This is a genomic window from Brevibacillus borstelensis (assembly GCF_037834415.1).
In the GTDB taxonomy this organism is placed as follows: Bacteria; Bacillota; Bacilli; order Brevibacillales; family Brevibacillaceae; genus Brevibacillus; species Brevibacillus borstelensis_A.
This window is the reverse complement of record NZ_JAUMSJ010000014.1, coordinates 85,707-112,687: the sequence shown is the minus strand read 5'-3', so window position 1 is coordinate 112,687 and position 26,981 is coordinate 85,707. Positions and strand designations below refer to the sequence as shown.

Genomic DNA, 26,981 nt, shown 5'->3' with positions numbered 1-26,981 from the left:
GTCGCAAATAGGCCCATGCCGTGCCCGGCCGCTGCTTGGTTTCATATCTATATTCAGACTGAGCAGGACTAGGATAAAACCGAAGCAAAGAGAGGACGTGCGAGTGGTGGGTCCGAATCGATACGATTGGAAGCGGCTAGAGAAGTTTGCAACAGCGGTTTTTGTTCGGGCGGGAGTTTCCACGCGGGAGGCGGAGACTGTCGCCCGTTCGCTCGTCCACGCCGATCTGCGCGGTGTTCACTCCCACGGACTGGCGCGCATGCCTGTTTATGTTGAGCGGATTTTGGCCGGGCTGATCGATGTGAAAGAGGCTCCCGTCGTCCTGAATAAAGCCGGCGCTACTGCTATCGTTGACGGGAAGAATTGCTTGGGAGCCGTAGTCGGAGAGGCTGCTCTGCAGACAGCGATGGAGATAGCCGGAAAAAATGGAACCGGCATGGTCGGGGTCAGGTGTTCCAACCACTTTGGAGCTTGCTCTTACTATGCCGAACAAGCGATTCAAAAAGGGATGATTCTCTTCGTGATGTCGAACGCCCCGCAGACGATGGCCCCGACTGGAGGACTTCGCCCTTTTTTTGGCTCCAATCCGATCGCTGCGGGCATCCCGACGGGGTCGGCCCCTCCGTTCTTGCTCGATATGGCGACGACAGTAGCGGCTCGCGGGAAAATCGCCCTGGCAGCGAAAAGAGGCGAGGCAATTCCGCGCGGGTGGGCGATCGATGAACAGGGGGAGGATACGACAGAACCGGAGCGGGCCTTGCGAGGGGCGCTTCTGCCTATAGGCGGCGCCAAGGGCTACGGCATTGCCATGTTCGTCGATATCCTGTGCGGACTTTTGACAGGGGCGGGCTACGGTCCGAGCGTGCACAGCTTGTACGATAACGACCAGCATCCCCAAAATGTCGGCCATTTTTTTTGGGTGCTGCGAGTCGAGAGCTTCATGCCGCTGCCGCTCTTCAAGCAGCGGATGGATGAATACATTCAGCTGATCAAAGCGGAGCCCAGAGCGGCAGGCAGAGAGGAAATACTCATTCCCGGCGAAATGGAGTGGCGGACGGCAAAGGAGAGGCGTGCAAGCGGAGTCACGCTTCCCGAAAAAGTCGCGTCAGAGCTTTCCGCTCTCGGCAGTCGCCTGGGAATCGAGCTGGAAGACGCTCGCCTCCAATAACAAGGACAAAAGGTGCCTCATAGACTGATGGCAGCGGTGTCTGGAAAGGAGAGGTCCGATGCTAAGACATATGTGCAAGGGGAAGATTCATCGAGCGACCGTTACACAAGCTGAGCTTGACTACGTCGGCAGCATAACGATTGACAGCTTGCTCATGAAGGAAGCAAACATCCTGCCTTACGAGATCGTGCAAATCACGAGCCTGCGCAACGCTACCCGCTGGAAAACCTACGCACTGCCAGCGCCCGAGGGCTCAGGCAAAATCTGTTTGAACGGGCCGCCCGCCCATCTGTTTGCGCCGGGGGACATTGTGATCATCCTGAGCATGGGAATGTATACAGAGGAAGATGCCAGTCAATTGATTCCCCGGGTCGTGTTCGTCGATGCGGAAAATCGCATCACCAGGATCGAAGAACATCACCTTATTACGAATGGAGAGAATGCCACATAAAAGCGCCGAATGTTGGAAAATGGACCAAACACCTGGTCATGGACCGGGATAGACGGCTGAAGGAATATTTGCCGGAAACCGTCCTGTTTGAACCAGAGTCTCTTTGGACGCAGCTGGAAAAATACGGATCGGTCATGCTAAAGCCTTCGGGAGGCGGCGGCGGGGCCGGGATTATCAAGGTCACTTCCTTGGAGGATTCGCGCTACCAAGTACATGCCGGCAACGGACGCAAAATTGTCAGCGGGAAGGAGGAAACAGTCAGATACGTACGCTCCCTGTTCATACCGAAGCCATACTTGATCCAGCCGTATCTGTCCCTGGGTCGCATTGGCGGGTGTCCATTTGATGTAAGGGTGATGATACAACGGTACAAAGGGAAGCCTTGGGTCGTGACGGGCTTTCTCGCCAAACTGGCCGGACCCGGATTTATCGTCACCAACATCGCGCGCAGCAGGGGCAAAGTGCTGCCGCTGACGCTCGCTCTCGCGCGATCCAATGTCGATGTGCCTCTGGATCTGCTGGAGGAGATCAAGCATGTGGCCCAGATGACAGGCGAGTGTTTGGGCAAGAAATATCCCACCCTGCGTATGGTCGGGCTCGATCTGGGGATTGATACGACCGGGAAACCGTGGATTATCGAAGCGAATTTTCGACCGTCGATGTCGCTGTTTCGGAAGCTTCCAGACCTCCGCGCGTATCGACGTATCGTCAAATTCCGCAGTAAGTAGAAGCCAACCACTTGTCGCGGTACCAGACAAGTGGTTGGCTCTATTCGCAGGTAAAATAAACAGAAAATTACGATTGTCAGATCGCCGGAGATTGTTATAATGAAAAGTACATATAAAAACGGAACGTAATTCCGATATGCGGAACGAGGGATGCGTGTGTCTGAAACCAATAAGACGGTCCTAAAAGCCATTGAATTGCTTCAATTATTTCTGGATCATCCCCAGTTGACGCTGCCGCAGGCAGTAGAGTTGTCCGGACAGCCGAAAACTTCCGTATACCGGATGCTGTCGTCTTTGGAAGCGGGGGGCTTTCTGCGGCGCACTTCCATGGGGACATTTGAGCTGGGACTAGGATTTCTGCAATACGGACAAGCTGTTTCGGAGCGGATGGATATCCGCCGGGAGGCTTTGCCTGTCATGGTCCGGTTAAATGAGGAAGTAGGCGAAGCCGTCAACCTGATTATCCGGGACGGAGAAGAAGCCATGTATGTAGAAAAGGTGGATACGAAAGAGCCGATACGGGTGTACACGGCAATCGGGCGGCGGGCACCGCTGTATGCTGGAGCTTGTCCGCGCATTCTGCTCGCTTTTTTGCCGGAAGAAGAACAGGAAACGTACTTGTCGCAAGCAGAGCTGCGGCTTGTCGCCGATCGCACGATTACCGACATCGATGAGCTCCGTCGTGTGCTTGCCGAGTCGAGACAAAACGGCTATACGGTCAGTCACTCGGAGCTGTACAACGATACGTCGGCGATAGCCGCTCCGATCTACGACCACCGCGACCACGTCATCGCAGGGCTCAGCATCGTCGGGCCGACCAGCAGGTACAAGGACGGACTGATCCATTTGCTGGCACAAAAAGTAATCCAAGCGGCACAGGAAATTTCGAGAAAGATCGGTTGGCATGACCGCAGAGGCAGGGGTGGAGCCGTCCTATGACAACATTTCAAATCGAACCGATGGGAGAACAGGCTGTCATCATTCGCTTCGGCACAGTAATCGACCGGCAAACTCACGAAAAGGTGAGGAAATTTTCCGCGTGGCTCGACCAGCATCCGGTACCGGGAATGATTGAATACATCCCGGGTTTTACAACGGTGACAGTCTTTTACGATCCGGTAGCGTTCTATGTGAGGCAAACATCTGTCTTGACTTTGAACGAGCCATCCTTTTCGGCATATGAAAGGATGCGCATGGTTCTCGGGGAAGCTCTCGCACAACTATCTGACCACCTGCCAGCAGCGGGAAATACCGTAGAAATTCCCGTCCTCTACGGAGGCGAAATGGGCCCCGATCTTGCCGAGGTGGCCGCCTATCATCAGATGAGCGAGCGAGAAGTGATCCGCATACACTCGGAGGGGGAGTATCACGTATACATGATCGGTTTTGCTCCGGGATTTCCCTACATCGGCGGACTGTCGGAAACAATCGCCACACCGCGTAAAACAAGCCCCCGGCTAAAAATACCGAAAGGCTCAGTGGGGATCGCAGGCAAACAAACGGGCATCTACTCCTTGGAAACGCCGGGAGGCTGGCAGATTATCGGCCGGACTCCGATCAGCTTGTTCCGCCCGGACCGGAATCCGCCAAGCATCCTGAAAGCGGGGGATCGCGTGCGCTTCGTCCCAATCTCGGCGGAGGAGTACCAATCGTACGAGGAGGGGAAGGCATGAGTCTTACAGTCATTCGTCCCGGACTGTTTACAACCGTGCAGGACAGAGGGAGATTCGGCTTTCAGAAGCATGGGGTGATTGTCGGCGGCGTGATGGACCCGTTTGCTTACAAAATGGCCAATCTGCTGGTCGGCAACAAGGGAACAGAGGCCGCCGTGGAAATGACCATGAAGGGAGATACCTGGGAAGTGACCGAGGATACCGTGCTGGCGATTTGCGGAGCTGACATGGAGGCGGCGGCGGACGACAAACCGCTGCCGCTATGGAAGCCGGTATGGGTCAGAGCCGGTACGGTCATTCGTTTCGGGGTCAGCAAGCTCGGGGCCAGAACGTATATCGCTGTGGCGGGAGGAGTTCAATGCCCGCTCGTCATGAACAGCCGGTCCACGTACGCAAGGGCAGGGATAGGAGGCTATGAAGGGCGTGCTTTGCAAAAGGGAGACGAGCTGAAAGCAGACGAGCCTGGCCGGCAGTCCAAAAAGCTGGGGGAACTGCTTCAAAAACAAGCCAAGGGGGGGGCCTTTTACGCGCCGGACTGGAGAATTGCGGCAGATCACTTGCCTCGCTACCACGGGCATCCCGTCGTCCGCGTGGTAAAAGGAAATCAATCCGACTGGTTTACCGAGGAGAGCCGGAACGCATTTTTTGGGCAAGAGTTTCGAGTAAGCCCGCAGTCGGATCGCATGGGCTATCGGCTGGAAGGACCCCGTCTGGAGAAGCTCGACAAGAGCCGGGAGCTGGTTTCCGAGGCGGTCACGTTTGGCACCGTGCAGGTTCCGGCAGAAGGCAATCCGATTGTTTTGCTGGCGGATCGGCAGACAACAGGAGGCTACCCCAAAATTGCCCAGATTATCAGTGTCGATCTGCCGTTGATCGTCCAAACAAAGCCGGGGGATGTCATCCGTTTTCGCGAAGTTGTCCATCAGGAGGCAGAGCGGCTTTTGCTTGAGCGGGAACAGCTGTTTCGACAGGTCCGGCTGGGCATGAAGCTTAAATACGAGTAGGAGGACAGAGCAGATGACGTTTCGGATTGACTTGAACTGTGACATGGGAGAGAGCTTCGGGGCATACAGCATCGGTCATGATCACGAGATCCTCCCCTATATCACCTCGGCCAATATCGCTTGCGGCTTTCATGCCGGCGATCCGGCGACCATGCGAAAAACCGTGGAGTTGGCGCTGGCCCAAAAGGTAGCATTGGGAGCGCACCCCGGCTTGCCCGACCTCATGGGCTTTGGCCGCCGGAACATGTCCATTTCTCCTGAAGAGGCCTACGAGTATGTGGTCTATCAGGTCGGTGCCCTGCAGGCGTTTATCCAGGCTGAGGGCGGCGTCATGCAGCATGTAAAACCGCATGGTGCCCTGTACAACATGGCTGCTGTCGACCCGAAACTGGCGGAGGCGATCGCGGAGGCAGTCTATCGGGTCAAACCCGAGCTGTACTTGGTCGGACTGGCAGGGAGCCAGCTCGTCGAAAAAGGTCTGCAGGCGGGATTGCGGGTAAAAAATGAAGTGTTTGCCGATCGGACGTACCAGCACGACGGAACCCTCACGCCGCGATCGCAGCCGGAAGCACTCATCACCGATGAGGAGAAGGCAGTCTCCCAGGTGATACGCATGGTCAAGGAAGGGAAGGTTTCGACGAGACAAGCTGTCGACAAGGATATTGTGGCCGAAACAGTCTGCATTCACGGCGACGGCCGGCATGCCGTGGAGTTTGCAAAGCGCATCCGCATGACCCTGGAGGCGTCGGGCATAGCGGTCATGGCCATGGGCGTTAAGGGTTGACAGCGCTGTTACCGTTGTTTTTCTCCGGTTTCGCTGCTTGGAAACATGCCAGCAGACTGCCGAATCGTCCCATCAAGCCTGCTGGCACGTTATGTTGATAAAACTCGTCTTTATAAATGTTCAGAATATGTTGAAACAACATACTTCATTTAACATTACGAATACCCCCGTTTTACTGGCATCACTGTGAAAAAGCTGATACAATCCCTCCATACTTCTAGGAGGGAGCATACAAAAAAAGATGAATGCGTTGTCCAAAAAAGAAATCGTCCTCATAAGCTTCATGCTGTTTTCCATGTTTTTTGGCGCGGGCAACCTCATCTTTCCGCCTTTTCTCGGACAGTCGGCCGGCGATCAGGTATGGCTTTCTCTCGCCGGCTTTATATTGTCGGCAGTCGGACTGCCGATTTTAGGCGTGGCAGCCATCGCAAAGGCGGGGAGCTTTTATGAGCTTTCAAGTCGGGTTCACCCTGCTTTTGCTCGCTTGTTTCCGCTGCTTATTTACGTCTCGATCGGGCCGGCGCTAGCCATTCCGCGGGCAGGCAGTCTTGCGTATGAGATGGGCATGGTGCCGTTTTTGTCGGAAACCGCAGCGGCAGTGCCGCGGGGACTTGCCCTGTATACGCTTGTTTTTTTCGCGCTGGTCTTCTGGGTTAGCCTGTCCCCCTCGAAGCTGGTTGACCGTTTTGGCAAGCTGATGACCCCTGCGCTGCTGATCCTGCTCTTGCTGATCTTCGCGAGAAGTTTGTTGAATCCGAAAGGAGAGCTTATCCCGGCGGAAGGTGCGTACGCCGCGCATCCCGTTTTGCAGGGTTTTCTAGAGGGCTATTTGACGATGGACGCGCTCGCAGCGCTTGTCTTCGGCATCGTCGTCTCCAATACGCTTCGGGCAAAAGGTGTCTCTGAGCCTGGCCAACTGTCCCGTTATATGATGGCGGCGGGCATGGGAGCGGGAATTTTGCTTGCCGTCATCTACTTGATGCTGGGAATTCTCGGCTCGTCCCACGCATTTTTGGGCAGGGCGGAGAATGGCGCGCAAATTCTGACCAATGTGATGGGCCATTTATTCGGGTCCTCTGGCATCCTCCTGCTCGGCGGCATCTTTACGGTTGCCTGCCTCTGCGTTTCGATTGGACTTGTGACCTCGTGCAGCCAGTATTTTTCCGGACTGTTTCCGCGCGTTTCCTATCGCTGTTGGGTGGGTCTGCTCTGTATCGCCAGCATGCTGATCGCCAATATGGGCCTGACACTGATCCTGAAGATTTCCGTGCCCATTTTGGGCTCCATCTATCCCGTCGCGATCGTTTTGATCGTCTTTGCGCTTGCGGATCCGCTGCTCTCGCCGCGTTCCTGCGTGTATGTAACGGCAGTGGGGCTCGTCGTTCTGTACGGGATTTTCGATTTGGTCAATACGGTGATGATTCCCCGCAGCATGGATTTCTTGCTGGCCGGGCTTCCGCTGTATCGGGAAGGCGCCGGGTGGGCTGTGCCGGCTGTTGTCGGCATCATGGCCGGTCTCGGGCTGGATCTGCTGTTCAAGCGGGCAAGGTGAATGCAACTTGTGCGCCCCATCCATCCTTGCTAAGATAGAGAAAATATTGTCTTGATTTGGAAGTGATGGGATGGACCCAAAAAAGGCAATTTTCTCGGCAATTGTTTTGTTTGCTCTTACCGGTTGCGAGGAGAAGCCGCTATTTTCCGTATCGTTCGGGCAGGAATCGATAGAGCCGCAGCACCAGACTGAGGTGCGTCAATGGCTGCAGCGTCCGGATCAATCCTCCGAAGCGGTGCAGATGTACGACATGGAAGGGTATGTGTACTATTCCGTAAAGGGGTACAAGGATGTCTCAGTATCCTATATTCTCGAGGAAAGCCATGGAGAAAAGAAAAGTACGCTGAAAACGACCTTTGTCCAAGGGAAAGATTCGGACGCGCTGTTTGTCAAAGTAAAGTACGATCCTGAAAAATGCTGCGATCTGATAGTAATCGACGAACAGCCCTGAACGGCAACAGTTTGAATGACTGCGGATGCAAGGAACGAAAAATAGGTTTGGCCATTTGGTTAACCCCTGTCTTCTCCGTATGCGGAGACGGGGGTTTTCGCATGCAAAGGCTGTGAGAAAAGACGCTTGGGATATGGAGAAGAAGCTTGTTACTTTTTAGGCGGATCAGTCGTATTTAACAATGGGGGGTTTATGGAAGTGCACGATAGAAAGGTTGAGATGCATGCAAACAACGCCAACCCCATTAAGCGAGAGAATCAATGAACTTGACGTCATCAGGGGATTTGCGCTCTTCGGGATTTTTTTGGTGAATATGCCGGGATATTTGCAGCCGGAGCTGTTTCTCAGTACGCAGCGTATCCCCGAGCATGCGAGCGCCGCTGATTTTTGGCTGCGAATGATGTTCGACATGTTTGTCCAGACCAAGTTTTACACCATTTTCTCGTTCTTGTTCGGCGCGGGGTTCTACCTGTTCATGAGCCGTTTGGAACAGAGAGGGGTAGCGGTTGGCGGGAAGTATTTCAGGCGGCTTTTCGCGTTGTTCCTGTTTGGCGCAGTTCACCTGGTGTTTTGGTTCGGAGATATCCTGCACACGTATGCGCTTGCCGGTATCCTGCTTTATTTGTTTTATCGCAGCCGAGAGGTTGTCATTAAAAGGTGGGCGATAACATTGCTCGCGATTTACCAGATACCGATGGGGCTTGCGCTGCTCGTCCCCGATGACGGACAAAATACAGGAGCGCAGAAGGAACAAGTGGTCAGCCAGGCGATCGACGCCTATCAAAACGGAAGTTGGGAGGAATGGCTGTCCTTTCGGTGGAACAACGAATTACCGGTGCTTGTGCAAAATGAGTGGCTGATGGTTTTGACTGTGCTGCCGCTATTTCTGCTCGGACTGTATGTGGCCAAGAAAGGGGTATTTTACGAGCTGGGCCGATATGAAGCGACGATCAGACGGTACTGGATGGGATCGCTTTTGATCGGATTTCCGCTGGCGGCCATGATTCCCCTGGTTCACTTCGGGATCGTCCCGATTCCAGGTTCGCTTGACATCACCCGGCTTGTTTTGGTTCAGTGGAGCGGACTTGCTCTGTTCGTATTTTATCTCACGTCGATTCTGCTAGTGATGAGAAAAGAGCGAGGACGAGAGAGGCTCTCTTTTCTAGCTCCTGTTGGCCGAATGGCTCTGACCAATTACCTCTCCCAAACGGTGTTGTGTGTCAGTATCGTCAAACTTTTTCACCTGTACGGTTCAACTCCGTTATGGGCAGGCTTTGTCTTGTGTCTGTTCATTTTCCCGGTACAGGTGGCGTGGAGCAAATGGTGGTTGTCCCGATACCGGTACGGACCGCTGGAATGGGTATGGCGCTGTTTGACCTACGGGGCTGTTCAGCAACTGAAAAAATGAGAAGACAAGGAATTTTGGAGGAAATGATGAGACCAGAAACTGTGGTGGCGATTATCGCTGTCTCCATATTGACGACAGGTTATTGGGCCTTGTGCAAATGGTTGCAGTCGCGCTAGAGAAAACTGCCCAATGATTCCTATTGCCTCTCGCGGGGCAGGCAGATAAGATGGGGAGTGTTGTTTTCAATATCTAAGGCGGAACGAACTAAGGCGGAAAGGTATGAAGTTCATAAAATGGCCCGAAAAGAACGAATTGTCGAATTGGATTATGTCCGATCGTTTGCTTTTTTGGCTGTCGTGTATCAGCACGTCATCGGCGTATACATTCGCAAGCCGGGAATTGGAGAGGAGACGGCGTTTCTTTTTGGGATGTTGTTTCATCTGTTGAAATTTGCGGTTCCTGCCTTTGTTTTCGTCACGGGACTTGTGCTTTTTTACAACTATTGCGACCGCTTGCAATACCCCCGGTTTATCCAAAAAAGGTTTACCGAGATCGTGGTTCCTTACGCGATCTGGTCAGTGGTGTACATGGCGACGTATCACGAACTGGCCGGATTCAATCTGGAGACGCTGTGGCTCGTATTGAAAAAATGGATGACGGGAACGGCCTCTTACCATCTGTGGTTCGTGGTCATGATCTTTCAGTTTTACCTCTTGTACCCGCTATTGCGAAAGCTGTTCAGGTGGACAGGACAAACGGTCCGGGGGCGAGGGGGCAGGGCGCTTGTCGTCGGGGCCGGGGCGCTTGCATATGCCGCTCTGATGTGGTTGTCCTACCGCTACATCCCGGCTCATTCCTTCCGGTTTGACCTGGCGTGGCTGGATGCTTATTTGATCAAATACCGCGATCGCAACTTCCTGTATTACTCTTTCTACTTTTTCATGGGCGGTCTGGTAGCTCTGGCTCTACCGCAATTCCGCGTTTTTTTGCAGAAGAGATGGCTTTGGCTGTTCGCTGCCTTTGGTGTGACCTACGCCTACGTCGGATACGAGCTGGTCAAACATTCAGGGGGGCCGATCGTCAATCTGAATGTGGCCACCTCGTTAAAGCCGTCGATGTTTTTCTATACGGTTGCCCAGCTCCTCATCGTCTATCTCCTGGCTGTATGGGTGGGCAAGTCGAGGTCGCAGTGGAAAAAATGGTTGACGATGATTGGTCATTATTCTTACGGCGCCTATCTCATTCACGCGCTCGTCTTGACGTATGTGATGAAGCTGCTCAATCGGTGGGAGTGGGCGGCTAGCGGATTCACGGGCAGTCTGATCGCGTTTGTCCTCTGCTCCGCGCTTTCCTTTGGATTGTCCTATGGCCTGGCCAAACTGCCGTTTGGAGCGTGGCTTGTCGGGGCAGCCGAGAAAAAGAAAAACGGCTCGGCGGTATCGACGGAGCCGGGATTTAAACGTGCAATGTAAAACGATTTGCCATGGCAAACACGCAGCTTCCCTGGAGATTGTCCGAAGGGAGGCTTTTTTGTACCTGGGCTTGTTCCAAAAGTTTTTCGATCGTGTATAAATGTTCCGAATGTTCGGGTTTCGTGCAGGAGTTAAACTGGCAAGAATGGTATTCGTTATCTCAAGTAAAAAAGGAGTGGAACGCCGAAAATGATCGCTTCTTACATTCAATTGGCATTATCAATGGCTTTTGTCGGCATCAATATCTCCGTGGGAAAAGCCATCGTAGAGCATGTGCCCGTCTTCTTGTTTTCCGAATTTCGCTTTATTCTTGCGGCAATGATTCTTCTCCCTTTGTTGTCCATGCGCGGCGAGTGGAAGAGCTCGTGGAGAAAGGGGGAGGGAAAGACGCTGTTCTGGCAGTCTTTCTTTGGGGTGTTTTTATTCAGCATCTGCATGCTTTACGGGGTACACTGGACAACGGCGACCTCGGCAGGCATCATCACAAGTACCGTGCCGGCATGCATCGCGTTGTTTTCTTTTCTTCTGCTCAAGGAAAAGATACGCTCACACCAGTTGATTTCCATTCTGTTTTCAGTCGTCGGCATTGGCTTTATCACTTTCACCGGCGGAACGGCAAGCGTGGGCTGGGGGGCCATGTTTGGCAATCTTCTCGTCTTTCTCGCTGTCATCTCCGAGGCGCTCTTTACGATCTATGCCAAACGCCTGTCGGGGAAAATCACTCCTTTTCAGATGACAGCAGCGATCAACGTGATCAGTCTCGTTTTGTTCCTTCCTTTTGCGATTGCCGATCTGATCAAGACTGACTTGACAGCCGTGCCACCCAAGGTCTGGCTGTTGATGGTCTACTATGCCGTGACCGCGAGCGTGCTTTCCTTTGTTCTCTGGTATAGGGGTGTAGCGAAGGCGGCCGCTTCGACCGCTGGCTTGTTCACCGGGTTTATGCCAATCAGCGCTGCGCTTGTGTCCGTACTCTTTTTAGGTGAACAATTCACGTGGGCGCACGGCATTGGCATGCTGTTTGTATTGGGTGCCGTAGTAGCGGGGACGAGGGGTGGCCTGGAGAAAACAGTCACGGTGGATCGATAAAGGAAAGCAGGGCAGAGAGGATTTGTGTTGGAATGGGTTGAAGTGCTAACGGGCCTAGCTGACCGATGTCAATGGAGAGCTTTCCAAACGGCTCACTGCGCTTGTTGCGGTCTGCGATATTTCATCGCAGGCTTTTTTATTGGGGAATGCTGCTCATGCCTTGACAAGATTAGCGTCCCCTAATATACTTAGCTAAGTAACCAAATGCGAAAAGCCAGATATAAATAGATCAGCAGGCTGTCAGGAGAGGAGAACATACTGTTGAACAGAGTAAAAGGAAAAATTCCGTTGTTTGCGGCCAAACTGGTATTGTTTATACTGGGTTTGGTCGTTTTGGCTATGGGAGCCGTAAGCATGATGAAGGCGGCTTTGGGGGCCTCTTCATGGGATGTCCTGCACATCGGCTTGTCTGGATTGAGCGGTTTGTCGGTAGGGATTTGGGTGCAGATCGTAGGTATTCTGATGATCGGAATCGCTTGCATTCTGGATCGGCGTTTGCCCAAGATCGGGAGTATAGCCAACATCGTGCTGATCGGCTTTTTTGTCAATATTTTTCTCGCGAGCAGCATCATTCCTAGCGTATCCGCCCAGTGGGCCCGATTTGCGGAATTGGTCGCCGGGATTGTGCTGATGGGTGTCGGGTCGGGGATGTACGTAGCGTCCGGTCTGGGGGCTGGCCCCCGCGATGGTATCACGCTGACGCTCGTTCGTCTTACAGGAAAATCCGTCCGTCTGGTCCGCACCTGCCTGGAAGGAACAGCCCTATTTTTAGGCTGGATCGCGGGAGGGCCGATCTCTTTTGGGACATTTTTGTCTGTGTTTTTGGTCGGACCTGTTATGCAGGCATCGCTTCGTTTCTGGACGGCGCAGGTCAGACGCTGGGAACGGTCGCTCCTGCCAGTTATCGCTGTAGAGCGGCCGGAGCAGACATCCCAATTGGCTGAGAAAGTGTCGTAATGTAGCAATTCTTCGTACCAGAAGACTGTGGAAGAGGGCGGAAAGCTTCATTCCTTTGATCTATTTCCATGGTACGACCTCAGAAATGCAAAAAGCGTTTTGGAGCTTTTTTTGTCCAAAACGCTTTTTTTGTTTCATTATTGCTGCAGATCGAGCACACCCTGATAAATAAGCGAGAACAGGTCCTCGATGTTTTCCTCTTCGATGCAAGAGAAAGCGATGCGCAAATCGGTTTTGCCCAGAGCGATCGTGCCCACACCGTATTGATCAAGCAGATGAGTGCGCAGTGTTTCCGCGTCGACACTTTTTAGCTTGAGACACATAAAGTATCCCGAGTTGAATGGATAGTATGTCCAAACGTCATCAAACTTGCCGCTGTCCAGGAGCTGTTTGACACGATTCGCACGGCGTTTCATGATCTCAAACTTTTCTTGCTTTTCTTTATGGAACGTCGGCGAATTGAGCGCGTGCAGGATAAAGGTCTGGGATGGGTGCGGGCCGCTGGAAATGGTGGCGCGGATAATGCCGAGCGTCTTTTGTTCCAAGGCTGCCAGCAGTGCCTCGCTTTGTCCGCCGTAGGTGATAAAGCCTACACGGAATCCCCAGACGTACTCTTCTTTGGTTGCGCCGTCCACCTTTACAGGCAGAATGCGCGGATGCAGGTTGCAAAGGGCACCGAACAGAGACTCTTGCAAGGAATCTTCAAAGAAAAGACTGAAGTAGGCGTCATCGGTAACCGCGACGATGTTGATCCCCGCTTCTGCACCTGCCTTCAGCGCCTCGATAATTTCCCTGGCCTCTTTTTGCCCTGGCGTGTATCCGGTCGGGTTGTTCGGAAAGTTGAGGACGACGATTGCTTTGCCTTTCTCTTTTTGAGCCAGAATCGCATCCCGCAGACCTTCGGCGTTGAAGGTCATCCGATCGCTATAGAGCGGATAATAAACCATCTCCGCACCGCGGCGAATGGAGAATGTCAATTCGTAATTCTCCCAGTTTTTGTCAGGGATAATCACGCTGTCTCCCGGGCCCGCGAACAAATCGGCTACGACGCTCAGACCGTGCGTCAGTGCATTGGTGACGATCGGATTGCTGAAGGTTTTATTTGCCAGAGATGGATGCTCCTCCAGCATTTTTTTTCGCCAGGCGGCCCGCAGCTCTGGCTTGCCGGCAGGTGGAGCGTATTCGTAAAGATCTTTCGGTGCATAGGCGGACAACGTGTCTTGAATGGATTTCAAATGCATGGGTTGGCCGTCTTCCAAAGCAATCCCGATCGTAGCGTTGTATTTCTTGGCTTTCGCCTTTGCTTCGGCGGATTGGCTGAGGATGCCTTCCTTTGGGAAGTAGATCAGCCTGCCCAATTCGGAAAGCATGTCAAAAAAGTGCGGATTCTCGCGTTGAATCGTCTCGTTGAGCTGAGAAGCAAGTGGATGCATGGTTTCCTCCCTCTTCGTTTCCATCAACATCATGTTTACCATTTAAGATAGCGTATATAAGCGTATTTGTCGATGAAAAAACAAGCGTTCGGCACAGCGTTTGACGAAACCCGGCCGCTTTTGTTACGTTGAATGCAAATGAACTCGAGTTAGAGAGGAGCAGCGAGATGGCTGAACGAATGATCGTGCAGCTGGGGGACCCGATACTGCGGGAGCGATCCAAACCGGTGGCCTCCATTACACAAAATGTCCGCAAGATTCTGAATGACATGGCAGATACGATCTACGCGGCTGAAGGGAGGGCCGGTCTCTCTGCGATCCAGATCGGGATCCCGAAGCAGCTGGCCGTGATGGATTGCGCCACCGGGTTAATCGAGCTCATCAACCCGGTAATCGTGGAAAGCCATGGCGAGCAAAAAGGAACGGAAGCGTGCCTGTCTATTCCCGGAGTTGTCGGCGTTGTCAAGCGTGCTCAATACGTGAAGGTGAAGACGCTGACCCGTGCGGGGGAAGAAGTCTTCCTGGAGGCGGACGGATTTATGGCGCGCTGCATGCAGCATGAAATCGATCATTTGCATGGCATCCTCTATATCGATTATGTAAACGAATTGTACGATGACCGAAAGGGAAAGAGATTGAAGCCGGCAGACGCCAGCCCGATCCTCGCTTATCGGATTCGCCTTCCGCGCTGATGGCGTCGCTGAGGATGGAGGGCACAAAATGGGACACAGCAACAAGGAGGAGCTCGCAATGAGACGGTACAACGTCGTTATTTCCGGATTCGGTTCCGTAGGCAGACAGGTAGCGAGGTTGCTTGAAGAACGCAAGAAAAGGTACCTGGACGTCTATGATGCCGATGTAAGGCTCGTGAGCGTCATGCGTTCGACGGCAGGATGCTACTCCAAAGAGGGATTGACGCTTGACCAGGTTCAGGCGTTTTCCGAAGACAAGAGGCTGGGAGAAAAGGATAAGACGGGCGTCGGTTTTTTGTCCGCCTGTCCCTTTGACGTCCTGATCGAATCCGGTCCATCTGATATTGTTACAGGCGGCATGGCTCTCTCCTATATGCGGACAGCCTTGTCACGCGGCAAGCATGTGGTCGCGATCTCCAAAGGGGCGCTTGTCGCTGATTGCGAGGGGCTCTTTGCAGCGGCCAGAGAGCGCGGAGCCATCCTCAAAGTAAGCGGTGCAACCGCTGCCGCATTGCCTACGATTGATTTGCTGGAGTACAATCTGGCCGGATGCGAAGTAGCGCTGATCGAAGGAATCTTTACAGGGACGGCCAACTTTGTGCTGACCGCCATGATGGAAGAGGGCATCTCCAGTACGGAGGCGATTAGCCGGGCACAGAAAACGGGGATCGCGGAACCTGATCCCCGCTTTGATCTGGAAGGCTGGGATACGGCTTGCAAACTGACGATTATCGCCAATACGGCTTTTCATGCAGGTATTCGCCTGTCGGATGTGGTACGGAAAGGCATCCAAGACATTACGCCGGAACTCGTGCGGCAATGGAAAGCAGAAGGTCTTGTACCCAAGCTGGTAGGCAGTCTGCGTAAGGCAGGAGATACGTTCCGGGCGAGGGTAGACGTGCAGCTGCTGGATGGGGCCCACCCTTTCGCCCAAGTCCGAGGTACGACCAAAGCGATTCGTGTCGAAACAGATACGATGGGGGAGCTGTTGATCGTCGGAGGCAAATCGGACCCGGTGGCAGCCGCTGCAGCAGCGCTGAAGGATCTGGAGCATATCCTGCGACAAAGTGGATAAGGACGTATAGAACGTTCCTTGAAACGGGCGTATACCTTCATCCAGACGGCGAATACTAGTTACAGGTCGTACTCAGCGAGGAGGCTTCCCATGGAACGACAACAAAACAATGACCAAGATGTCAATGTAGAGTTGCAGCAGGTGGGGGCATACCCGACCAAACAGAAGATGGACGAGAAAAAGGTGCCTTTGCTGGAGGAACAGGAGTGTGACTGCTGTTCCACAGAGAGCTAGCCTGTCAAAGTGCCATCCCGCAGATGGAAAAGCCGGAGCGAATCGTTCCGGTTTTTCGCTATGTCCTACGGTGCGCTTTGCCTTGGTTCTGACGGGTCATCGTTTGTGACCGGTCTGGAGATGGTCAAGACGGTGGCTGGTGTGCCAGATAGGTTCCGGCTGATCTGGAATTCACACTAGAAACTATGCCCACGAGCTCCAGGCTGGCATGGTTTTTTGTCAACAGGAAATGAGCACAACAAAAAACCGAGCCGCTCTTGTGAGCAGCCCGGTTCTTCTCGTCAGCTATCAAGGTTATCCGATAAACTCTTGTACCCAGTAACCGTTTTGATAGCCTACACCGATCTTGGTGAAGTTCGGGTTCATGATGTTTTTGCGGTGGCCTTCGCTGTTCATCCATTGCTGCATGACTTCTTTGGCGCTGCGCTGACCCATGGCGATGTTTTCACCTGCAGTCATGTAAGAAACGCCGAAGCTCTTCATCATGTCAAACGGGGAACCGTAGGTCGGGCTGTTGTGATCAAAGTAGTGGTTTTGATCCATGTCTGCCGCTTTGGCCAGCGCCACTTTTTCCAGTGTCGCATCGTAAGCGAGCGGGGACAGTCCAGCCTTGGCGCGCTCCTGATTTACCAGATTTGCCACTTCACGGGCAAACTCGGAGGAAGCGTTAACGGTTTTGTTCGCTGGAGCTTGTACCGGCTTTTGTACTGGCTGTTGAACTGGTTTTTGCACCGGCTGTGGAACCGGTTTTTGCACCGGTTGCTGGACAGGTACTTGAACCGGCCATTGGATCGGTTGTTGAACCGGCTGTTCAGCAGATTTTTGTACCGGCTGTTGTGTCGGAAGCTCTACCCACTGCATAAAGTTCGCTGGGAATTTGCAATTCCACGGATTTGCTTGGTTAGACTGTTGGGACTGTTGCAAAGGTTGGGAATTCATGAAAGATGGGAACCATTGCCCTTGACCTGCAATGTTTTTTACCGGGCATGTGGCAGCAAATGCCGAAGTAGACATAGTGGTAACAGCCAATCCCATAGCAATAGCGATGATAGACTTGCCGAATGGTTTCATGTTCTCATCGTCTCCTTTTTTTCGCCTACGAGGTTAGTTGTCGGGTTCGGGCTGAGGATACAACCCTTCACATCTGTGATTCACCCCAATGCAGAGCGGCTACCCCTGCAAAAAGAAGTCCCCCGCACTTCCGCTTCACGGGAAGTTTCGGCTTGTTTTTTGCTTCACTAGGATAACAAATAGACTTGAGAGAATGGAACCTGTAAATAATGGTAGATTTTTTTGAAGCTTGTCGGAATGGGAATGGCCAGCTTGTTTACACAGCATGCTAAACATAATAGTCGACGTGGAAGACCGCATTGCCAGGAGCGGCTTGTCTATTGTATTTCTACAAAATGCCATCCTCCATTATGGGGCCAAAGTCGTAGATGGAGGCAGCACCTCCATCACGATGTACGAAAAGGCTTTGGAACTGCACCGTGCCGAGGGTCTTGTCCTGATCCATCCGTTCGAAGACATGCAGATTATCGCAGGCCAAGGTACGATCGGCCTGGAGATTATAGAGGAGCTGCCTGATGTCGACACGGTCATTGTTCCAGTCAGCGGCGGAGGGCTGATTTCCGGCGTGGCGGCTGCTTTGAAAGAGACGAAGCCAGCCATACGCGTCATCGGCGTGAATAGCGAAGGAGCCATGGCCATGTATGAATCGCTCCGGCACGGGTACCCGTTTGAGGTGGAAAAGGTAGATACGATTGCGGATGGTTTGATGGCCAAAAAGCCGGGAGAGCTCACGTATGCTCACACGAAAAAATACGTCGACGAGATGGTACTCGTATCGGAAGAAGAGATTGCAAGGACGGTGGTCAGTCTTGCCGAACGGGCCAAAATGGTGGTCGAGCCGTCCGGCGCAGCCGCCTTGGCCGCAATGATCCATCAACGGACCGCTATCAAGTGGGAAAAGGCAGTGGTGCTCGCTTCGGGCGGTAATGTAAACATGAAACTCCTCGCTGAGCTGGTAGAAAAGTACACGTAACGCGTCCCGGTTGAAACGGGGTCTCTCAAGCAAGTACAGCAGGTGTATAAAGGCGTCATGCTTTGCGTACACCACAGGTAAACAACGGAGCCGAATCCTGCCCAAATTAACACGCAAGGAAATGAGGTTTCACAAATGAAAGAACTGCATCCGATTTTGGCCAGTTATCTGCCCGTCGCGGAGGGCATCGCTCGAACAATGGGCGACCATTGCGAAGTCGCCTTGCACGATATGACCAGCCCCGAGGCTTCTATCGTAGCCATTTACAACAGTCACGTAAGCGGCAGAAAAACGGGCAGTCCCGTGACCAACCTCGGTCTGAAGCTGCACCGTCAGGGCGAACAAGGGCATGACTTTATTCTCAACTACAAGCACGAAGGAATCAAAGACAAAATCATTAAATCCAGCACAATTTTTATCAGGGATGAGCAGAAAACCATTATCGGCTGTCTTTGTATCAATTTGGACGTCACCAACCTCGTGATGGCCGAGTCAATCCTGAAGGGAATGACTTCGTTTCAACAGGAACCGGATGAAGAAAAAACGGAAGAACGGTTTGCTCCCACCATCTCCGAGTTGATGGACCAAATGATTGAGGAGTGCATCCGCAAAATCGGAAAGCCTATCCCCTTTATGCAGAAGGAGGAGAAAATCGCCTTTATTGGCATGCTCGATGAAATGGGGCTGTTTTTGATCAAAGGCGCTGTGCAGCACGTAGCCGACCTGCTGGATGTTTCCAAGTACACGATCTACAACTACGTGGAGAAAACGGGAAAGCAGACTTCGTGAACGGGCTGGCAACAAATTGCCGGATGTCATCCATATTTCCCGTGATCGTCGCCGCTTTCTGATTCTTTCTTCTAAAGAGATAGAACAACCAGCGAGAAGCCAAAGTCCGCTGGTTGTTCTTGCAGGTCATGCTTCGTGATGCTGTTTCCAGGCAGTCAGCCCGCCTTCTAGCGGAATGGCGTCGCAGCCTTTTTCACGCAAGAGCTCAGCTGCTTTGCGGGCCTTGTTTCCGCTGGTGCATAAGGTAATGATCGGCCTGTCTTTTGGCAGGCTCTCCATTTTTTCAATGACGGCATCGTCCGGGTCGATCATCTTCAGATACGGCAAGTTCTTCGTCTGTACGCCGTATTCGTCCAAGCTTCCCGTAAGGTACTTGTCTTCGTCGCGAACATCGAGCAAGAACAACTTCTCTTTTTTGGCGATGCGGTCAAGCAGATCCCGGACCTGGATGTTTTGTTCCATAAATCGATCACCTGTCCCATGTTTGCAGTTTTTGGCATAAAGCTCTTGTCCGTTTCATTTTACCATGGAGGCAGGAGTTTTTTGCGTGTTTCACTCATTTGTATTCCGGGATTCGTCCAGGAAAACACTGGGCCAAAGGGGAAAGGGATAAAAACGGGACAAACTAGTCCTCCGGCAGCACTGTCACTCATCGTTTCTAATTTTGAAGAGGGGAAAGAGCGCAACCGTGCAATGGCAATTTGGGCCTCCATGGGCGGAATTGGCTTGTCACTCGGCTTGGCGATCATCTCGGCAGGTTTGGGCGCGAACGCCACGCTGGAAACCCTTCAACCGGCAGATGTAAACGGGGTGATTCACACTGCTCTCTCCATTGAGGCTGTCATTGCCCTGTTGGGAATGGCAATGCGTTCATTTCATTGAAACCGAAAAAATTTGAGACGACCGTTTCCTGAGACCAACGCAAAGAGCATAATGGGGATATTGGCATATCTCTTCGATTTGGGTGAATAGCCAGATCAGATGATGGAATTGATTGACCACCTGAAGAAAACCCTTAGAACTTTTGTCCATTTTGGTTCTAAGGGCTTTCTCGATGTATTTGCTCTAACTTTTTGCTGCGAAAATTTGCTTTTTCATTCCAGTTCCGTTAAAATGAAGAGACTTGAGTAAGCCTCTTCGAATTTCTGATTCACACTGGCGCGGTCTACGGAGCCGCAAGGATGGAAGAGAGGTAGGGCTTTCGTCGTTTTGGACGTTTGATCAATGGACGAGACCTTTTGCACCAAACATAGAAATGAAGGCTGTCATTCACCTGTTGTAGGGATTCGCTTTCTTCATTTTCCCTACTTGCATGTGAATTTTTATTTACATGAAAGAAATGGGATTGGCATATAATACTGTTGGAGGTTGGTTATAACGATGGAGACAATTGGAACAGTAAAATGGTTTAATGCGGAAAAAGGTTTCGGGTTTATTCAAGTAGAAGGCGGGGAAGATGTTTTCGTACATTACAGCGCGATCCAGGGAGAAGGGTTCAAGACCCTGGATGAAGGTCAGCGGGTTCAATTTACCATTACCCAAGGTAGTCGCGGACCTCAGGCTGAAAATGTAGTGAAATTATAATAGCCCCATCCAAAAAAGCAACTGTCATCGCGGCAGTTGCTTTTTTGCTTTTGGTTTCCCACGGCAAACCGGGCAAGCAAACAACGGCTTACCGATGTCTTGACGCCAGTGAAAGAAAGCGAAGATCATTGTAAAAAAATTGAACAAATCCAAACAACCTGTGGTAAAATACTCTTCCACATTATGACTGGGGAGGGAGCACTGAGATGAACGACATGCTGCAAGCCTTGCGGGAGAGGATTCCCGCACTCGCTCATGCGAGGGACATCCGCCGTATTGCCGAAGGGTTTTCGCCCGATCAAAAATACGCAGTCTTTTGCGAAGACGGAACAAAGATGCTGCTGCGAACAGCGGACTTGGAGAAATACGAGCGGAAATGCACGGAATACGAGATCATGGAAACAATCCGGAAGTACGGAGCGAAAAGTCCCCAGCCGATAGCGATCGGGAAGCTGGAGCAATCAGACCTGTGCTATTACCTGCTTAGCTATATCGACGGCGAAGATGCAAGAAAGGCAGTTCCCGAATGCAAACCGGAGGAGCAGTACCGGATCGGGTGGGATGCCGGGCAGGACCTCGCAAAATTGCATCAGCATCCGGCGCCAAACGCGATTTCTCCCTGGCATGAGCGCGCCATGAGAAAGCACCATGCATACGTGGAGGAGTACAAGTCTTGCGGCGTAAAAATTGAAAATGACAGCAGAATCATCCGCTTTATCGAAGAGCACGAGAACCTCCTGAGAGACCGTCCAAACAAGTTTCAACACGACGACTTTCATGTTGGAAACATTATCGTCGATGAAAAGCGGTATGCGGGCGTCATTGATTTCAACAGATTCGATTGGGGCGATCCGATTCACGACTTCTATAAACTGGCGCTTTTCAGCAAGGAATGCAGCATCCCGTTTTCAGCCGGACAAATAGCTGGGTATTTCCACGGAAGGGGCATTCCGGCCAACTTTTGGACGCTGTACGCGGTATATGCGGCCATGAGCGTCTTTTCCGCCATTGTCTGGACGGTCCGCGTAACCCCTGGGAAGGTTGACGAAATGGCAGAACGATTGCACGGCATTTGCGAAGACCATCGTTATTTCGAGACTTGCAAGCCTGTCTGGCACAAGGAATGCTGACTTGTCTGGCTGGGACGGCACGAAGTTTGGTGCATAACATGTTTTGGCCCATATGTTTCGATTCCCCCGAAACGAGGTAAAGTTTATAAAGGAAAAAATGGACGTATAAGTTTCACGGTTTATGCCGAAAATTTACCTTGTCTATGTTATAGTAAAATGGGGGAAAGGAAAGAACGCCTTTTCCTTACAAGAGGATGGATCATGTGGAGACTAACGTACAAGCAGACCTGAGCAGTTATATCGGACGGGTTCTACGCGATCACTTTGGGAAAGGCCCCGAATCTGTTTTTGTCACCCTTGGACATACCTTTATCACTTGCTATTTGCGGAATTTCCTTTCGCCAATGGAGCGTGTCCTGCTTGAACAGGATCAGATCGTGACGATCCTGCAGACGAGAGATTTGCTCATGAAAAAATTGATTCCAGAGATCACTGCTTATTTAAAAATTGCCACGGGCGTGGATATTCAGGAAGTGTACTACGATTGGAGCTTACATAACAGATCGGGAATCATTGTCGCGATTACCTCGGAGCCGACATCACTTGCAGGGGAATTTGCGGAAGCGTTTTCGGGAAAAGAGCAGCTTCATGAGGAAATCGCAAAAATAAGCACCCAAGTGGAAAAGATTCCAGAAGAGATGATCTCGTATAAACTAAACGCAAGGACCATTCTCGTTATTCGCAATGGTATTTTGGTGGCGATCGAAAAGGAGTTCATCCGACTCGGATATATGGAATCGCTGCGGATAGCCAAAAGACAATTGGAAAAAGGGATCCTTCATAATGATCTCCATTTTGAGTCGATACTTGGGACAAAGATTGTCGATTTATTTGTAGACTGGGATTTCGGCAGGGATAAAAGTGTCATCGTATTTATCGTCAATCCAACCTCATAATTCGGTGGAAATGGACTAGACATGGTAAATGAGCTAGACATGAGCCGGAATGGCAGCTGCCAAGCTGACTGTTCCGGCTCTTTTTTCATTGAAAACTACCCTTTTAAAAGGAATGAAACGATGGAAAGCGTAGTGCAGCAAACAGAGATCAGCAGCTATATTGGAAAAATCCTTCGGGACAACTTTGGGAAGGGACCGGAATCCATTTTTGTGTCGATCGGACATACTTTTATTACCGTCTATATCAAAAACTTCTTGTCTCCTATCGAACATGTTTTGTTGGAACAAGGCCGAGAAACCACTGTCAACAGTATTCGTGACTCGCTCATGCAAAAGTTGTTGCCGGAGATAAAAGCGTACATAAACAAGATAACGGAGAGAGAAATTACCGAGTTTTATTACGACTGGAATTTCCATCGAAGGTCAGGGCTTTTTTTGGGGATTACTTCCACACCTTTTTCATATAATCCTGCCTTTTCCGAGCATTATGACGGAAAGGAAGCTTTGCATCGCGAGATTTTCCTACATAACGAGCAAGTGCAGAGAAGGCCGGAGAGCCTTGTTTCCTACCAATTGCATTCGAGATTGATTCTACTCATACAGCAAGGCGTTTTCGTCCAGATCGAAAAAGAATTGATTCGGCTTGGACACGAGGAGATCGTACTTTTGGCGAAGAAAAATGTGGAGAAGCAGTTTCTCAATAAAAACTGCCATATCGAAAGGGTGCTGAACAAAAAGATCATCGAGCTGTTCGTCGCATCCAATGCAAGTGAAGACAAGGGTATTATCGTGTTTTCACTGGGTGCCTCGTAAGGCGGACAAAAGGAAGATTTTGCTGGGGCCATCCCGAAAACTCCGGACTGATCAGGAAAGGGAACGTGCAAACTGGTAGCCACAAACGATTTTGGAAGGAGCGATATTCGATGAAGTTCGATGCTGATGTGGAGAGCAAATCACTGTTTTTACAGACATTTACATATTCTTCAATTGGAATGGCTTTGGTTTCCCTGGACGGACAATGGATGAAGGTAAATCAATCCTTTTGCGACCTGATCGGCTACACAGAGGATGAGCTCTTGTCCAGAACCTTCCGGGATCTTACCCATCCCGAAGATCTTGAGGCAGAACGTGATTACATGCAACAACTGCTCGAAGGAAAAATCGAATCCTATCAGATGAGGAAGCGTTACATCCTGAAACAGGGCCGTGTGGTTTGGGTGCTGCTGAATGTCTCCTTGATCAGGGACGACTACAGACGCCCGCTTTATTTTCTTTCCCAAGTACAGGATATTACCGCTCTGAAAAGATCGGAGAGTCTGCTGATCGAAAGCGAGCGAAAGTTGACCGAGGAGCTGTTGCGAAATTCGGAAAAGCTGACGATTGCCGGCCAGCTTGCAGCGGGAATCGCACATGAAATTCGAAATCCATTGACATCGCTAAAAGGATTTTTACAGCTCATCAAAAAGGGGCCTGACTATAAAACAGAATATCTGGACATCATGGAAACCGAACTGGATCGCATCGAAGTCATCGTGAACGAGCTTTTGCTGCTGGCCAAGCCAACTGATTGCAAGTACGAGGAGAAGGATGTAAAAGCGCTGCTGCAGAACGTGATCACATTATTGGAGACGCAGGCCCTTATCCATAATGTACAGATATTGACCGCGTTTACTCCCGGTGTCACCATCTACTGCGATGAAAACCAAATGAAACAAGTGTTCATCAATCTTATGAAAAATGCGATCGAATCAATGCCGGGCGGTGGCAAGCTCCTGATCGAGGTCAAGAAAAAACGGGAGCTTGCCGTCATCCGTTTTATCGATCAAGGGCACGGGATTCCAAAGGAAAAGCTGAAACAAATCGGCTCTCCGTTTTATTCCACCAAAGAGGACGGAAACGGACTGGGCCTCATGGTCAGCTACAACATCATCGAGAACCACCGCGGAAACATCGACGTTGCAAGCGAAGTCGGAGTGGGATCGACATTTACGGTCAGTCTGCCGATTTATACCCCGACCCGTCTGCATCCCGCGTTTCATTAAACCGGGAAGGCAATGTGAACAAAGAGGCCCGGAGACGCATATCCGCTTTTGGCGGCCAAAGCTATGGCAAAGTCAATCATCGGAATAGGACAACAACTGAAGCTCCTTTATTTTGCGATACAGGGTGCTTCGGGCAATCCCGAGAAGCTGGGCGGCCTCGCCGACGCTTCTCGTTTTTTGCAACGTCTGTTCGATGACCTGCCGTTCCAGGTTCTTCAACGAGATAGGGGCAGAAGCCTGCTGCCGCTGATCATGGCGAAGCTGGCGGGGCAGATGCTCCAGTCGGATATTTGTGTGTTCACTCCTGGCCAGCAGAAAGGCACGTTCCAAAACATTCCGCAATTCACGGATATTTCCCGGCCACGAATAGGCCGTCATCGCTTGCCAAGCGTTCTTCTCGATAGCGAGAGGGCCGTGCTCATACGCCGAGCGAAATTCGTGCAGAAATTGTCGCGAGAGGTGTTCGATATCCTCAATCCGTTCACGCAATGGGGGAATCGTCAATGACAAAACATTCAGGCGATAAAAAAGATCGGAACGGAAGGTCTCGCCAAGCGAAACAGCCTCCTCAAGGTTGCGATTGGTGGCAGCTATGATTCGCACATTCACCGGGCGTTCCTTTGTGTCTCCAAGGCGCACGATTTTTTTGGATTCAATGACACGGAGCAACGCGACCTGCAAGTCGAGCGGCATATCACCGATCTCATCAAGAAAGATCGTTCCATCGTGGGCCGCTTCGAATTTGCCGATGGCCCCGCCTTTTCTAGCCCCGGTAAAAGCGCCGTCGACAAACCCGAACAGCTCGCTCGCAATCAGGTCCCGAGGCAGCGTAGCGGTATTCACGGCAACAAAAGGTCCGTGTCGCTGATCGCTTTCCCGGTGGATGGATTCTGCCAACACTTCCTTACCTGTCCCGGTCTCCCCGAGGATTAACACATTCGCTTGGGACTGCGCCGCCAGTTGAGCTACCTTCAGCTCATCTTTGTACGCGGACTGGACCGTCATGACCCGACCAAATCGAACCGATGTCTCGGCAAGACAAGGGGGAGCATCCCACTTGGGCTTGAGGAGATAAAAAAGGTACGGCGGTTTTTCATGTCGGGTTACATCGAAGCTGCGGTAAAAGCTGTTCGCTTTTTCACTCGTGATCGTTTGGCCCATACGAAGCTCAGTCAGCTTGGAAGCCTGCTGGCTCATATACATGACAATCCCCTCTGCGGAAAGTACGATCAGAGCTTCGTCGCTAATTTGACCCCATTCCTGTAAAATCGCTTCATGCGGGGAATGAGCAGACTCGGGGTTTGAAAGATAGGGATTTGGCGAAATGCTGCGGCTTGAATCCCAGACAATTTCAAATTGCCCATTGGCCATCGACTTGCCGATTTTGACCGGTCTGGACAAATGGCGGTGAGAGACATCCACAGTCATGGTTCCGCAGGCTGTCGAAAAGGTTCGTCCTCCGATCCGCTCGATGATTTTCTGATGGTTGATGCTCTTTGCCTCAAGGAGAGAGTCCAGAACCATTTTGGTTCCCAAATACGTGTTGAACATAACGGAGGAGATCGGGAGCTCTTTACCCATGAAACGCTGGAAGCCCTTGATGAACGCTTTGTTTTCATCCGACGGCAAGGATTGAAAATAGCTGGCCGAACTGTAATGGCCTGCCCGATATTCTTCTTCGATTTCGGCAAGTTCTGTCTCTTTCGTGATCGGGCTGAAAATAGGCAGCCTTTTGCGATAGAGACCGAGGCGATGAAAATCACGATAAAAAGAGACGATGCTCTTTCCAACCAAGGTGGAAAAGATGGCGTCGGGCTCCTGAGCTATAATGTCCGCCAAGATATCTTGAAAATGCTGGTGTCCGAACGGCACATAGTGCTCTTTTACAACGGCGCCGCTGCGTTCGTTTAAAAAGGTATGCACTTGCCGGTTCGTTTCCCGTGGATACAGATAGTCCGTCCCGATACAGTAGACGCGCTTTCCGTATTGCCGGGTCATGTATTCAAGCAGCGTATGAATCTGCTGGTTGGGCAATTCCCCGGTATAAATGACATGGGGGTGGCTTTCCCGGCCTTCATACAAAGTAGGATAGACTAGCAAGCAATTGTACGCTTCCAGCACAGGGAGAATGGCCTTTCTGCAAGCAGACGTGTAGCATCCGACAAAAATGCGGATGCCCTTTTGAGCAAGCGCCTCGGCTTCCCTTGCTGCCTTTTGCGGATCCGAACAAATATCCCGGACGACCGCCTCTATCTTGCAAGGCCCGCGGTTGTATTCCCAGGTCGCGAATCTGGCCGCATCGCACTGTCCTTTCTCTGTGATCGATGTAGTACCCGTCAATGAAAAGAGTAAGCCTATTTTGATGCGCACATAAATCCCCCGTTT

General features: G+C 51.6%; 28 protein-coding genes and 1 riboswitch. Of the genes, 24 read left to right on the top strand and 4 right to left on the bottom strand.

Annotated elements, in window-relative coordinates; translation table 11 throughout:
• Positions 1 to 106 precede the first annotated feature (106 nt).
• The 13 genes from Q3F21_RS13555 (at position 107) to Q3F21_RS13495 (ending at position 12,677) form a co-directional block, all read left to right on the top strand.
• Positions 107 to 1,168: an Ldh family oxidoreductase gene (locus Q3F21_RS13555; protein WP_340253491.1), complete on the top strand. Its 1,062-nt coding sequence runs from the start codon at positions 107 to 109 to the stop codon at positions 1,166 to 1,168.
• 58 nt (positions 1,169 to 1,226) lie between these two features.
• Positions 1,227 to 1,619 carry an aspartate 1-decarboxylase gene (panD, locus tag Q3F21_RS13550; protein WP_340253488.1) on the top strand — a complete coding sequence of 131 codons (393 nt, stop codon included), beginning with the start codon at positions 1,227 to 1,229 and terminating at the stop codon, positions 1,617 to 1,619.
• Complete coding sequence (locus Q3F21_RS13545) at positions 1,526 to 2,347, top strand: YheC/YheD family protein (protein ID WP_340253511.1); 822 nt, start codon at positions 1,526 to 1,528, stop codon at positions 2,345 to 2,347. Before panD ends, Q3F21_RS13545 begins: the two co-directional genes overlap by 94 nt.
• Before the next feature lie 150 nt (positions 2,348 to 2,497).
• Positions 2,498 to 3,286: an IclR family transcriptional regulator gene (locus Q3F21_RS13540; RefSeq protein WP_340253485.1), complete on the top strand. Its 789-nt coding sequence runs from the start codon at positions 2,498 to 2,500 to the stop codon at positions 3,284 to 3,286.
• Positions 3,283 to 4,020, top strand: a complete 738-nt coding sequence (gene pxpB / locus Q3F21_RS13535; protein ID WP_340253482.1) for a 5-oxoprolinase subunit PxpB — start codon at positions 3,283 to 3,285, stop codon at positions 4,018 to 4,020. The genes Q3F21_RS13540 and pxpB overlap by 4 nt, the downstream gene beginning before the upstream one ends.
• The gene (locus tag Q3F21_RS13530; RefSeq protein WP_340253479.1) at positions 4,017 to 5,024 is read left to right on the top strand and encodes a 5-oxoprolinase/urea amidolyase family protein; all 1,008 of its coding nucleotides are present in this window, start codon (positions 4,017 to 4,019) and stop codon (positions 5,022 to 5,024) included. The genes pxpB and Q3F21_RS13530 overlap by 4 nt, the downstream gene beginning before the upstream one ends.
• Before the next feature lie 13 nt (positions 5,025 to 5,037).
• A complete protein-coding gene (locus Q3F21_RS13525; protein WP_340253476.1) occupies positions 5,038 to 5,808 on the top strand; it encodes a 5-oxoprolinase subunit PxpA in 771 nt (256 codons plus the stop codon).
• Between the two features lie 241 nt (positions 5,809 to 6,049).
• A complete protein-coding gene (gene brnQ, locus Q3F21_RS13520) occupies positions 6,050 to 7,360 on the top strand; it encodes a branched-chain amino acid transport system II carrier protein (protein WP_340253473.1) in 1,311 nt (436 codons plus the stop codon).
• Between the two features lie 70 nt (positions 7,361 to 7,430).
• The gene (locus tag Q3F21_RS13515) at positions 7,431 to 7,811 is read left to right on the top strand and encodes a hypothetical protein (RefSeq protein ID WP_340253470.1); all 381 of its coding nucleotides are present in this window, start codon (positions 7,431 to 7,433) and stop codon (positions 7,809 to 7,811) included.
• A gap of 223 nt (positions 7,812 to 8,034) precedes the next feature.
• Complete coding sequence (locus tag Q3F21_RS13510; protein WP_340253467.1) at positions 8,035 to 9,219, top strand: DUF418 domain-containing protein; 1,185 nt, start codon at positions 8,035 to 8,037, stop codon at positions 9,217 to 9,219.
• Between the two features lie 233 nt (positions 9,220 to 9,452).
• Positions 9,453 to 10,631 carry an acyltransferase gene (locus Q3F21_RS13505; RefSeq protein ID WP_340253464.1) on the top strand — a complete coding sequence of 393 codons (1,179 nt, stop codon included), beginning with the start codon at positions 9,453 to 9,455 and terminating at the stop codon, positions 10,629 to 10,631.
• Between the two features lie 189 nt (positions 10,632 to 10,820).
• Positions 10,821 to 11,720 (top strand): DMT family transporter, encoded by a 900-nt coding sequence (locus Q3F21_RS13500; RefSeq protein WP_340253461.1) that lies wholly within the window; start codon positions 10,821 to 10,823, stop codon positions 11,718 to 11,720.
• A gap of 261 nt (positions 11,721 to 11,981) precedes the next feature.
• Complete coding sequence (locus Q3F21_RS13495; RefSeq protein ID WP_340253458.1) at positions 11,982 to 12,677, top strand: membrane protein; 696 nt, start codon at positions 11,982 to 11,984, stop codon at positions 12,675 to 12,677.
• A 137-nt stretch (positions 12,678 to 12,814) separates the two neighbouring features.
• On the opposite strand, the gene Q3F21_RS13490 is transcribed toward Q3F21_RS13495, so the two are convergent.
• A complete protein-coding gene (locus Q3F21_RS13490) occupies positions 12,815 to 14,110 on the bottom strand; it encodes an aminotransferase class I/II-fold pyridoxal phosphate-dependent enzyme (protein WP_340253456.1) in 1,296 nt (431 codons plus the stop codon).
• A 167-nt stretch (positions 14,111 to 14,277) separates the two neighbouring features.
• Between Q3F21_RS13490 and def the strand changes: the two genes are divergently transcribed.
• The 3 genes from def (at position 14,278) to Q3F21_RS13475 (ending at position 16,111) form a co-directional block, all read left to right on the top strand.
• Positions 14,278 to 14,802 (top strand): peptide deformylase, encoded by a 525-nt coding sequence (gene def, locus Q3F21_RS13485; protein WP_340253453.1) that lies wholly within the window; start codon positions 14,278 to 14,280, stop codon positions 14,800 to 14,802.
• A 58-nt stretch (positions 14,803 to 14,860) separates the two neighbouring features.
• Positions 14,861 to 15,877 (top strand): homoserine dehydrogenase, encoded by a 1,017-nt coding sequence (locus tag Q3F21_RS13480; RefSeq protein WP_340253450.1) that lies wholly within the window; start codon positions 14,861 to 14,863, stop codon positions 15,875 to 15,877.
• 90 nt (positions 15,878 to 15,967) lie between these two features.
• Positions 15,968 to 16,111 carry a hypothetical protein gene (locus Q3F21_RS13475; protein ID WP_340253447.1) on the top strand — a complete coding sequence of 48 codons (144 nt, stop codon included), beginning with the start codon at positions 15,968 to 15,970 and terminating at the stop codon, positions 16,109 to 16,111.
• A gap of 294 nt (positions 16,112 to 16,405) precedes the next feature.
• Here the strand turns inward: Q3F21_RS13475 and Q3F21_RS13470 are convergent, their stop codons facing one another.
• Positions 16,406 to 17,182 carry a CAP domain-containing protein gene (locus Q3F21_RS13470; RefSeq protein ID WP_340253444.1) on the bottom strand — a complete coding sequence of 259 codons (777 nt, stop codon included), beginning with the start codon at positions 17,180 to 17,182 and terminating at the stop codon, positions 16,406 to 16,408.
• A 7-nt stretch (positions 17,183 to 17,189) separates the two neighbouring features.
• Positions 17,190 to 17,345, bottom strand: a riboswitch (cyclic di-AMP (ydaO/yuaA leader).
• A 102-nt stretch (positions 17,346 to 17,447) separates the two neighbouring features.
• Here Q3F21_RS13470 and Q3F21_RS13465 point away from each other — a divergent pair.
• Both Q3F21_RS13465 and Q3F21_RS13460 read left to right on the top strand, forming a co-directional pair.
• Positions 17,448 to 18,155 carry a threonine ammonia-lyase gene (locus tag Q3F21_RS13465; protein WP_340253437.1) on the top strand — a complete coding sequence of 236 codons (708 nt, stop codon included), beginning with the start codon at positions 17,448 to 17,450 and terminating at the stop codon, positions 18,153 to 18,155.
• A 135-nt stretch (positions 18,156 to 18,290) separates the two neighbouring features.
• Positions 18,291 to 18,944: a helix-turn-helix transcriptional regulator gene (locus tag Q3F21_RS13460; RefSeq protein WP_340253434.1), complete on the top strand. Its 654-nt coding sequence runs from the start codon at positions 18,291 to 18,293 to the stop codon at positions 18,942 to 18,944.
• Between the two features lie 126 nt (positions 18,945 to 19,070).
• Here Q3F21_RS13460 and Q3F21_RS13455 read toward each other — a convergent pair whose 3' ends face one another.
• On the bottom strand, positions 19,071 to 19,406 hold the full coding sequence (locus tag Q3F21_RS13455; RefSeq protein WP_340253431.1) for a rhodanese-like domain-containing protein: 336 nt from the start codon (positions 19,404 to 19,406) through the stop codon (positions 19,071 to 19,073).
• Positions 19,407 to 19,637: 231 nt separating this feature from the next.
• Here Q3F21_RS13455 and Q3F21_RS13450 point away from each other — a divergent pair, with 231 nt between their 5' ends.
• From Q3F21_RS13450 to Q3F21_RS13425, 6 genes are all read left to right on the top strand, one after another.
• On the top strand, positions 19,638 to 19,826 hold the full coding sequence (locus Q3F21_RS13450; protein WP_340253428.1) for a hypothetical protein: 189 nt from the start codon (positions 19,638 to 19,640) through the stop codon (positions 19,824 to 19,826).
• Positions 19,827 to 20,324: 498 nt separating this feature from the next.
• Positions 20,325 to 20,528 (top strand): cold-shock protein, encoded by a 204-nt coding sequence (locus Q3F21_RS13445; RefSeq protein ID WP_340253425.1) that lies wholly within the window; start codon positions 20,325 to 20,327, stop codon positions 20,526 to 20,528.
• 206 nt (positions 20,529 to 20,734) lie between these two features.
• Positions 20,735 to 21,658 carry an aminoglycoside phosphotransferase family protein gene (locus tag Q3F21_RS13440; RefSeq protein ID WP_340253422.1) on the top strand — a complete coding sequence of 308 codons (924 nt, stop codon included), beginning with the start codon at positions 20,735 to 20,737 and terminating at the stop codon, positions 21,656 to 21,658.
• A gap of 194 nt (positions 21,659 to 21,852) precedes the next feature.
• Positions 21,853 to 22,554: a Na-translocating system protein MpsC family protein gene (locus tag Q3F21_RS13435; RefSeq protein WP_340253419.1), complete on the top strand. Its 702-nt coding sequence runs from the start codon at positions 21,853 to 21,855 to the stop codon at positions 22,552 to 22,554.
• A gap of 120 nt (positions 22,555 to 22,674) precedes the next feature.
• Complete coding sequence (locus Q3F21_RS13430; protein WP_340253416.1) at positions 22,675 to 23,367, top strand: DUF2294 domain-containing protein; 693 nt, start codon at positions 22,675 to 22,677, stop codon at positions 23,365 to 23,367.
• A 110-nt stretch (positions 23,368 to 23,477) separates the two neighbouring features.
• On the top strand, positions 23,478 to 24,596 hold the full coding sequence (locus Q3F21_RS13425) for a PAS domain S-box protein (protein WP_340253414.1): 1,119 nt from the start codon (positions 23,478 to 23,480) through the stop codon (positions 24,594 to 24,596).
• Positions 24,597 to 24,668: 72 nt separating this feature from the next.
• On the opposite strand, the gene Q3F21_RS13420 is transcribed toward Q3F21_RS13425, so the two are convergent.
• Positions 24,669 to 26,966, bottom strand: coding sequence for a transporter substrate-binding protein (locus tag Q3F21_RS13420; RefSeq protein WP_340253412.1), 2,298 nt, complete (start codon positions 26,964 to 26,966; stop codon positions 24,669 to 24,671).
• Positions 26,967 to 26,981: the final 15 nt, after the last annotated feature.

What these genes read in the sequence shown, in the direction of transcription:
- panD (WP_340253488.1), top strand. Translation starts at nt 1,227, where the DNA reads ATGCTAAGACATATGTGCAAGGGGAAGATTCATCGAGCGACCGTTACA.
- Q3F21_RS13540 (WP_340253485.1), top strand. Translation starts at nt 2,498, where the DNA reads ATGCGTGTGTCTGAAACCAATAAGACGGTCCTAAAAGCCATTGAATTG.
- pxpB (WP_340253482.1), top strand. Translation starts at nt 3,283, where the DNA reads ATGACAACATTTCAAATCGAACCGATGGGAGAACAGGCTGTCATCATT.
- Q3F21_RS13530 (WP_340253479.1), top strand. Translation starts at nt 4,017, where the DNA reads ATGAGTCTTACAGTCATTCGTCCCGGACTGTTTACAACCGTGCAGGAC.
- Q3F21_RS13525 (WP_340253476.1), top strand. Translation starts at nt 5,038, where the DNA reads ATGACGTTTCGGATTGACTTGAACTGTGACATGGGAGAGAGCTTCGGG.
- brnQ (WP_340253473.1), top strand. Translation starts at nt 6,050, where the DNA reads ATGAATGCGTTGTCCAAAAAAGAAATCGTCCTCATAAGCTTCATGCTG.
- Q3F21_RS13515 (WP_340253470.1), top strand. Translation starts at nt 7,431, where the DNA reads ATGGACCCAAAAAAGGCAATTTTCTCGGCAATTGTTTTGTTTGCTCTT.
- Q3F21_RS13510 (WP_340253467.1), top strand. Translation starts at nt 8,035, where the DNA reads ATGCAAACAACGCCAACCCCATTAAGCGAGAGAATCAATGAACTTGAC.
- Q3F21_RS13505 (WP_340253464.1), top strand. Translation starts at nt 9,453, where the DNA reads ATGGCCCGAAAAGAACGAATTGTCGAATTGGATTATGTCCGATCGTTT.
- Q3F21_RS13500 (WP_340253461.1), top strand. Translation starts at nt 10,821, where the DNA reads ATGATCGCTTCTTACATTCAATTGGCATTATCAATGGCTTTTGTCGGC.
- Q3F21_RS13490 (WP_340253456.1), bottom strand. Translation starts at nt 14,110, where the DNA reads ATGCATCCACTTGCTTCTCAGCTCAACGAGACGATTCAACGCGAGAAT.
- def (WP_340253453.1), top strand. Translation starts at nt 14,278, where the DNA reads ATGGCTGAACGAATGATCGTGCAGCTGGGGGACCCGATACTGCGGGAG.
- Q3F21_RS13480 (WP_340253450.1), top strand. Translation starts at nt 14,861, where the DNA reads ATGAGACGGTACAACGTCGTTATTTCCGGATTCGGTTCCGTAGGCAGA.
- Q3F21_RS13475 (WP_340253447.1), top strand. Translation starts at nt 15,968, where the DNA reads ATGGAACGACAACAAAACAATGACCAAGATGTCAATGTAGAGTTGCAG.
- Q3F21_RS13470 (WP_340253444.1), bottom strand. Translation starts at nt 17,182, where the DNA reads ATGAAACCATTCGGCAAGTCTATCATCGCTATTGCTATGGGATTGGCT.
- Q3F21_RS13465 (WP_340253437.1), top strand. Translation starts at nt 17,448, where the DNA reads ATGCTAAACATAATAGTCGACGTGGAAGACCGCATTGCCAGGAGCGGC.
- Q3F21_RS13460 (WP_340253434.1), top strand. Translation starts at nt 18,291, where the DNA reads ATGAAAGAACTGCATCCGATTTTGGCCAGTTATCTGCCCGTCGCGGAG.
- Q3F21_RS13455 (WP_340253431.1), bottom strand. Translation starts at nt 19,406, where the DNA reads ATGGAACAAAACATCCAGGTCCGGGATCTGCTTGACCGCATCGCCAAA.
- Q3F21_RS13450 (WP_340253428.1), top strand. Translation starts at nt 19,638, where the DNA reads ATGGCAATTTGGGCCTCCATGGGCGGAATTGGCTTGTCACTCGGCTTG.
- Q3F21_RS13445 (WP_340253425.1), top strand. Translation starts at nt 20,325, where the DNA reads ATGGAGACAATTGGAACAGTAAAATGGTTTAATGCGGAAAAAGGTTTC.
- Q3F21_RS13440 (WP_340253422.1), top strand. Translation starts at nt 20,735, where the DNA reads ATGAACGACATGCTGCAAGCCTTGCGGGAGAGGATTCCCGCACTCGCT.
- Q3F21_RS13435 (WP_340253419.1), top strand. Translation starts at nt 21,853, where the DNA reads ATGGATCATGTGGAGACTAACGTACAAGCAGACCTGAGCAGTTATATC.
- Q3F21_RS13430 (WP_340253416.1), top strand. Translation starts at nt 22,675, where the DNA reads ATGGAAAGCGTAGTGCAGCAAACAGAGATCAGCAGCTATATTGGAAAA.
- Q3F21_RS13425 (WP_340253414.1), top strand. Translation starts at nt 23,478, where the DNA reads ATGAAGTTCGATGCTGATGTGGAGAGCAAATCACTGTTTTTACAGACA.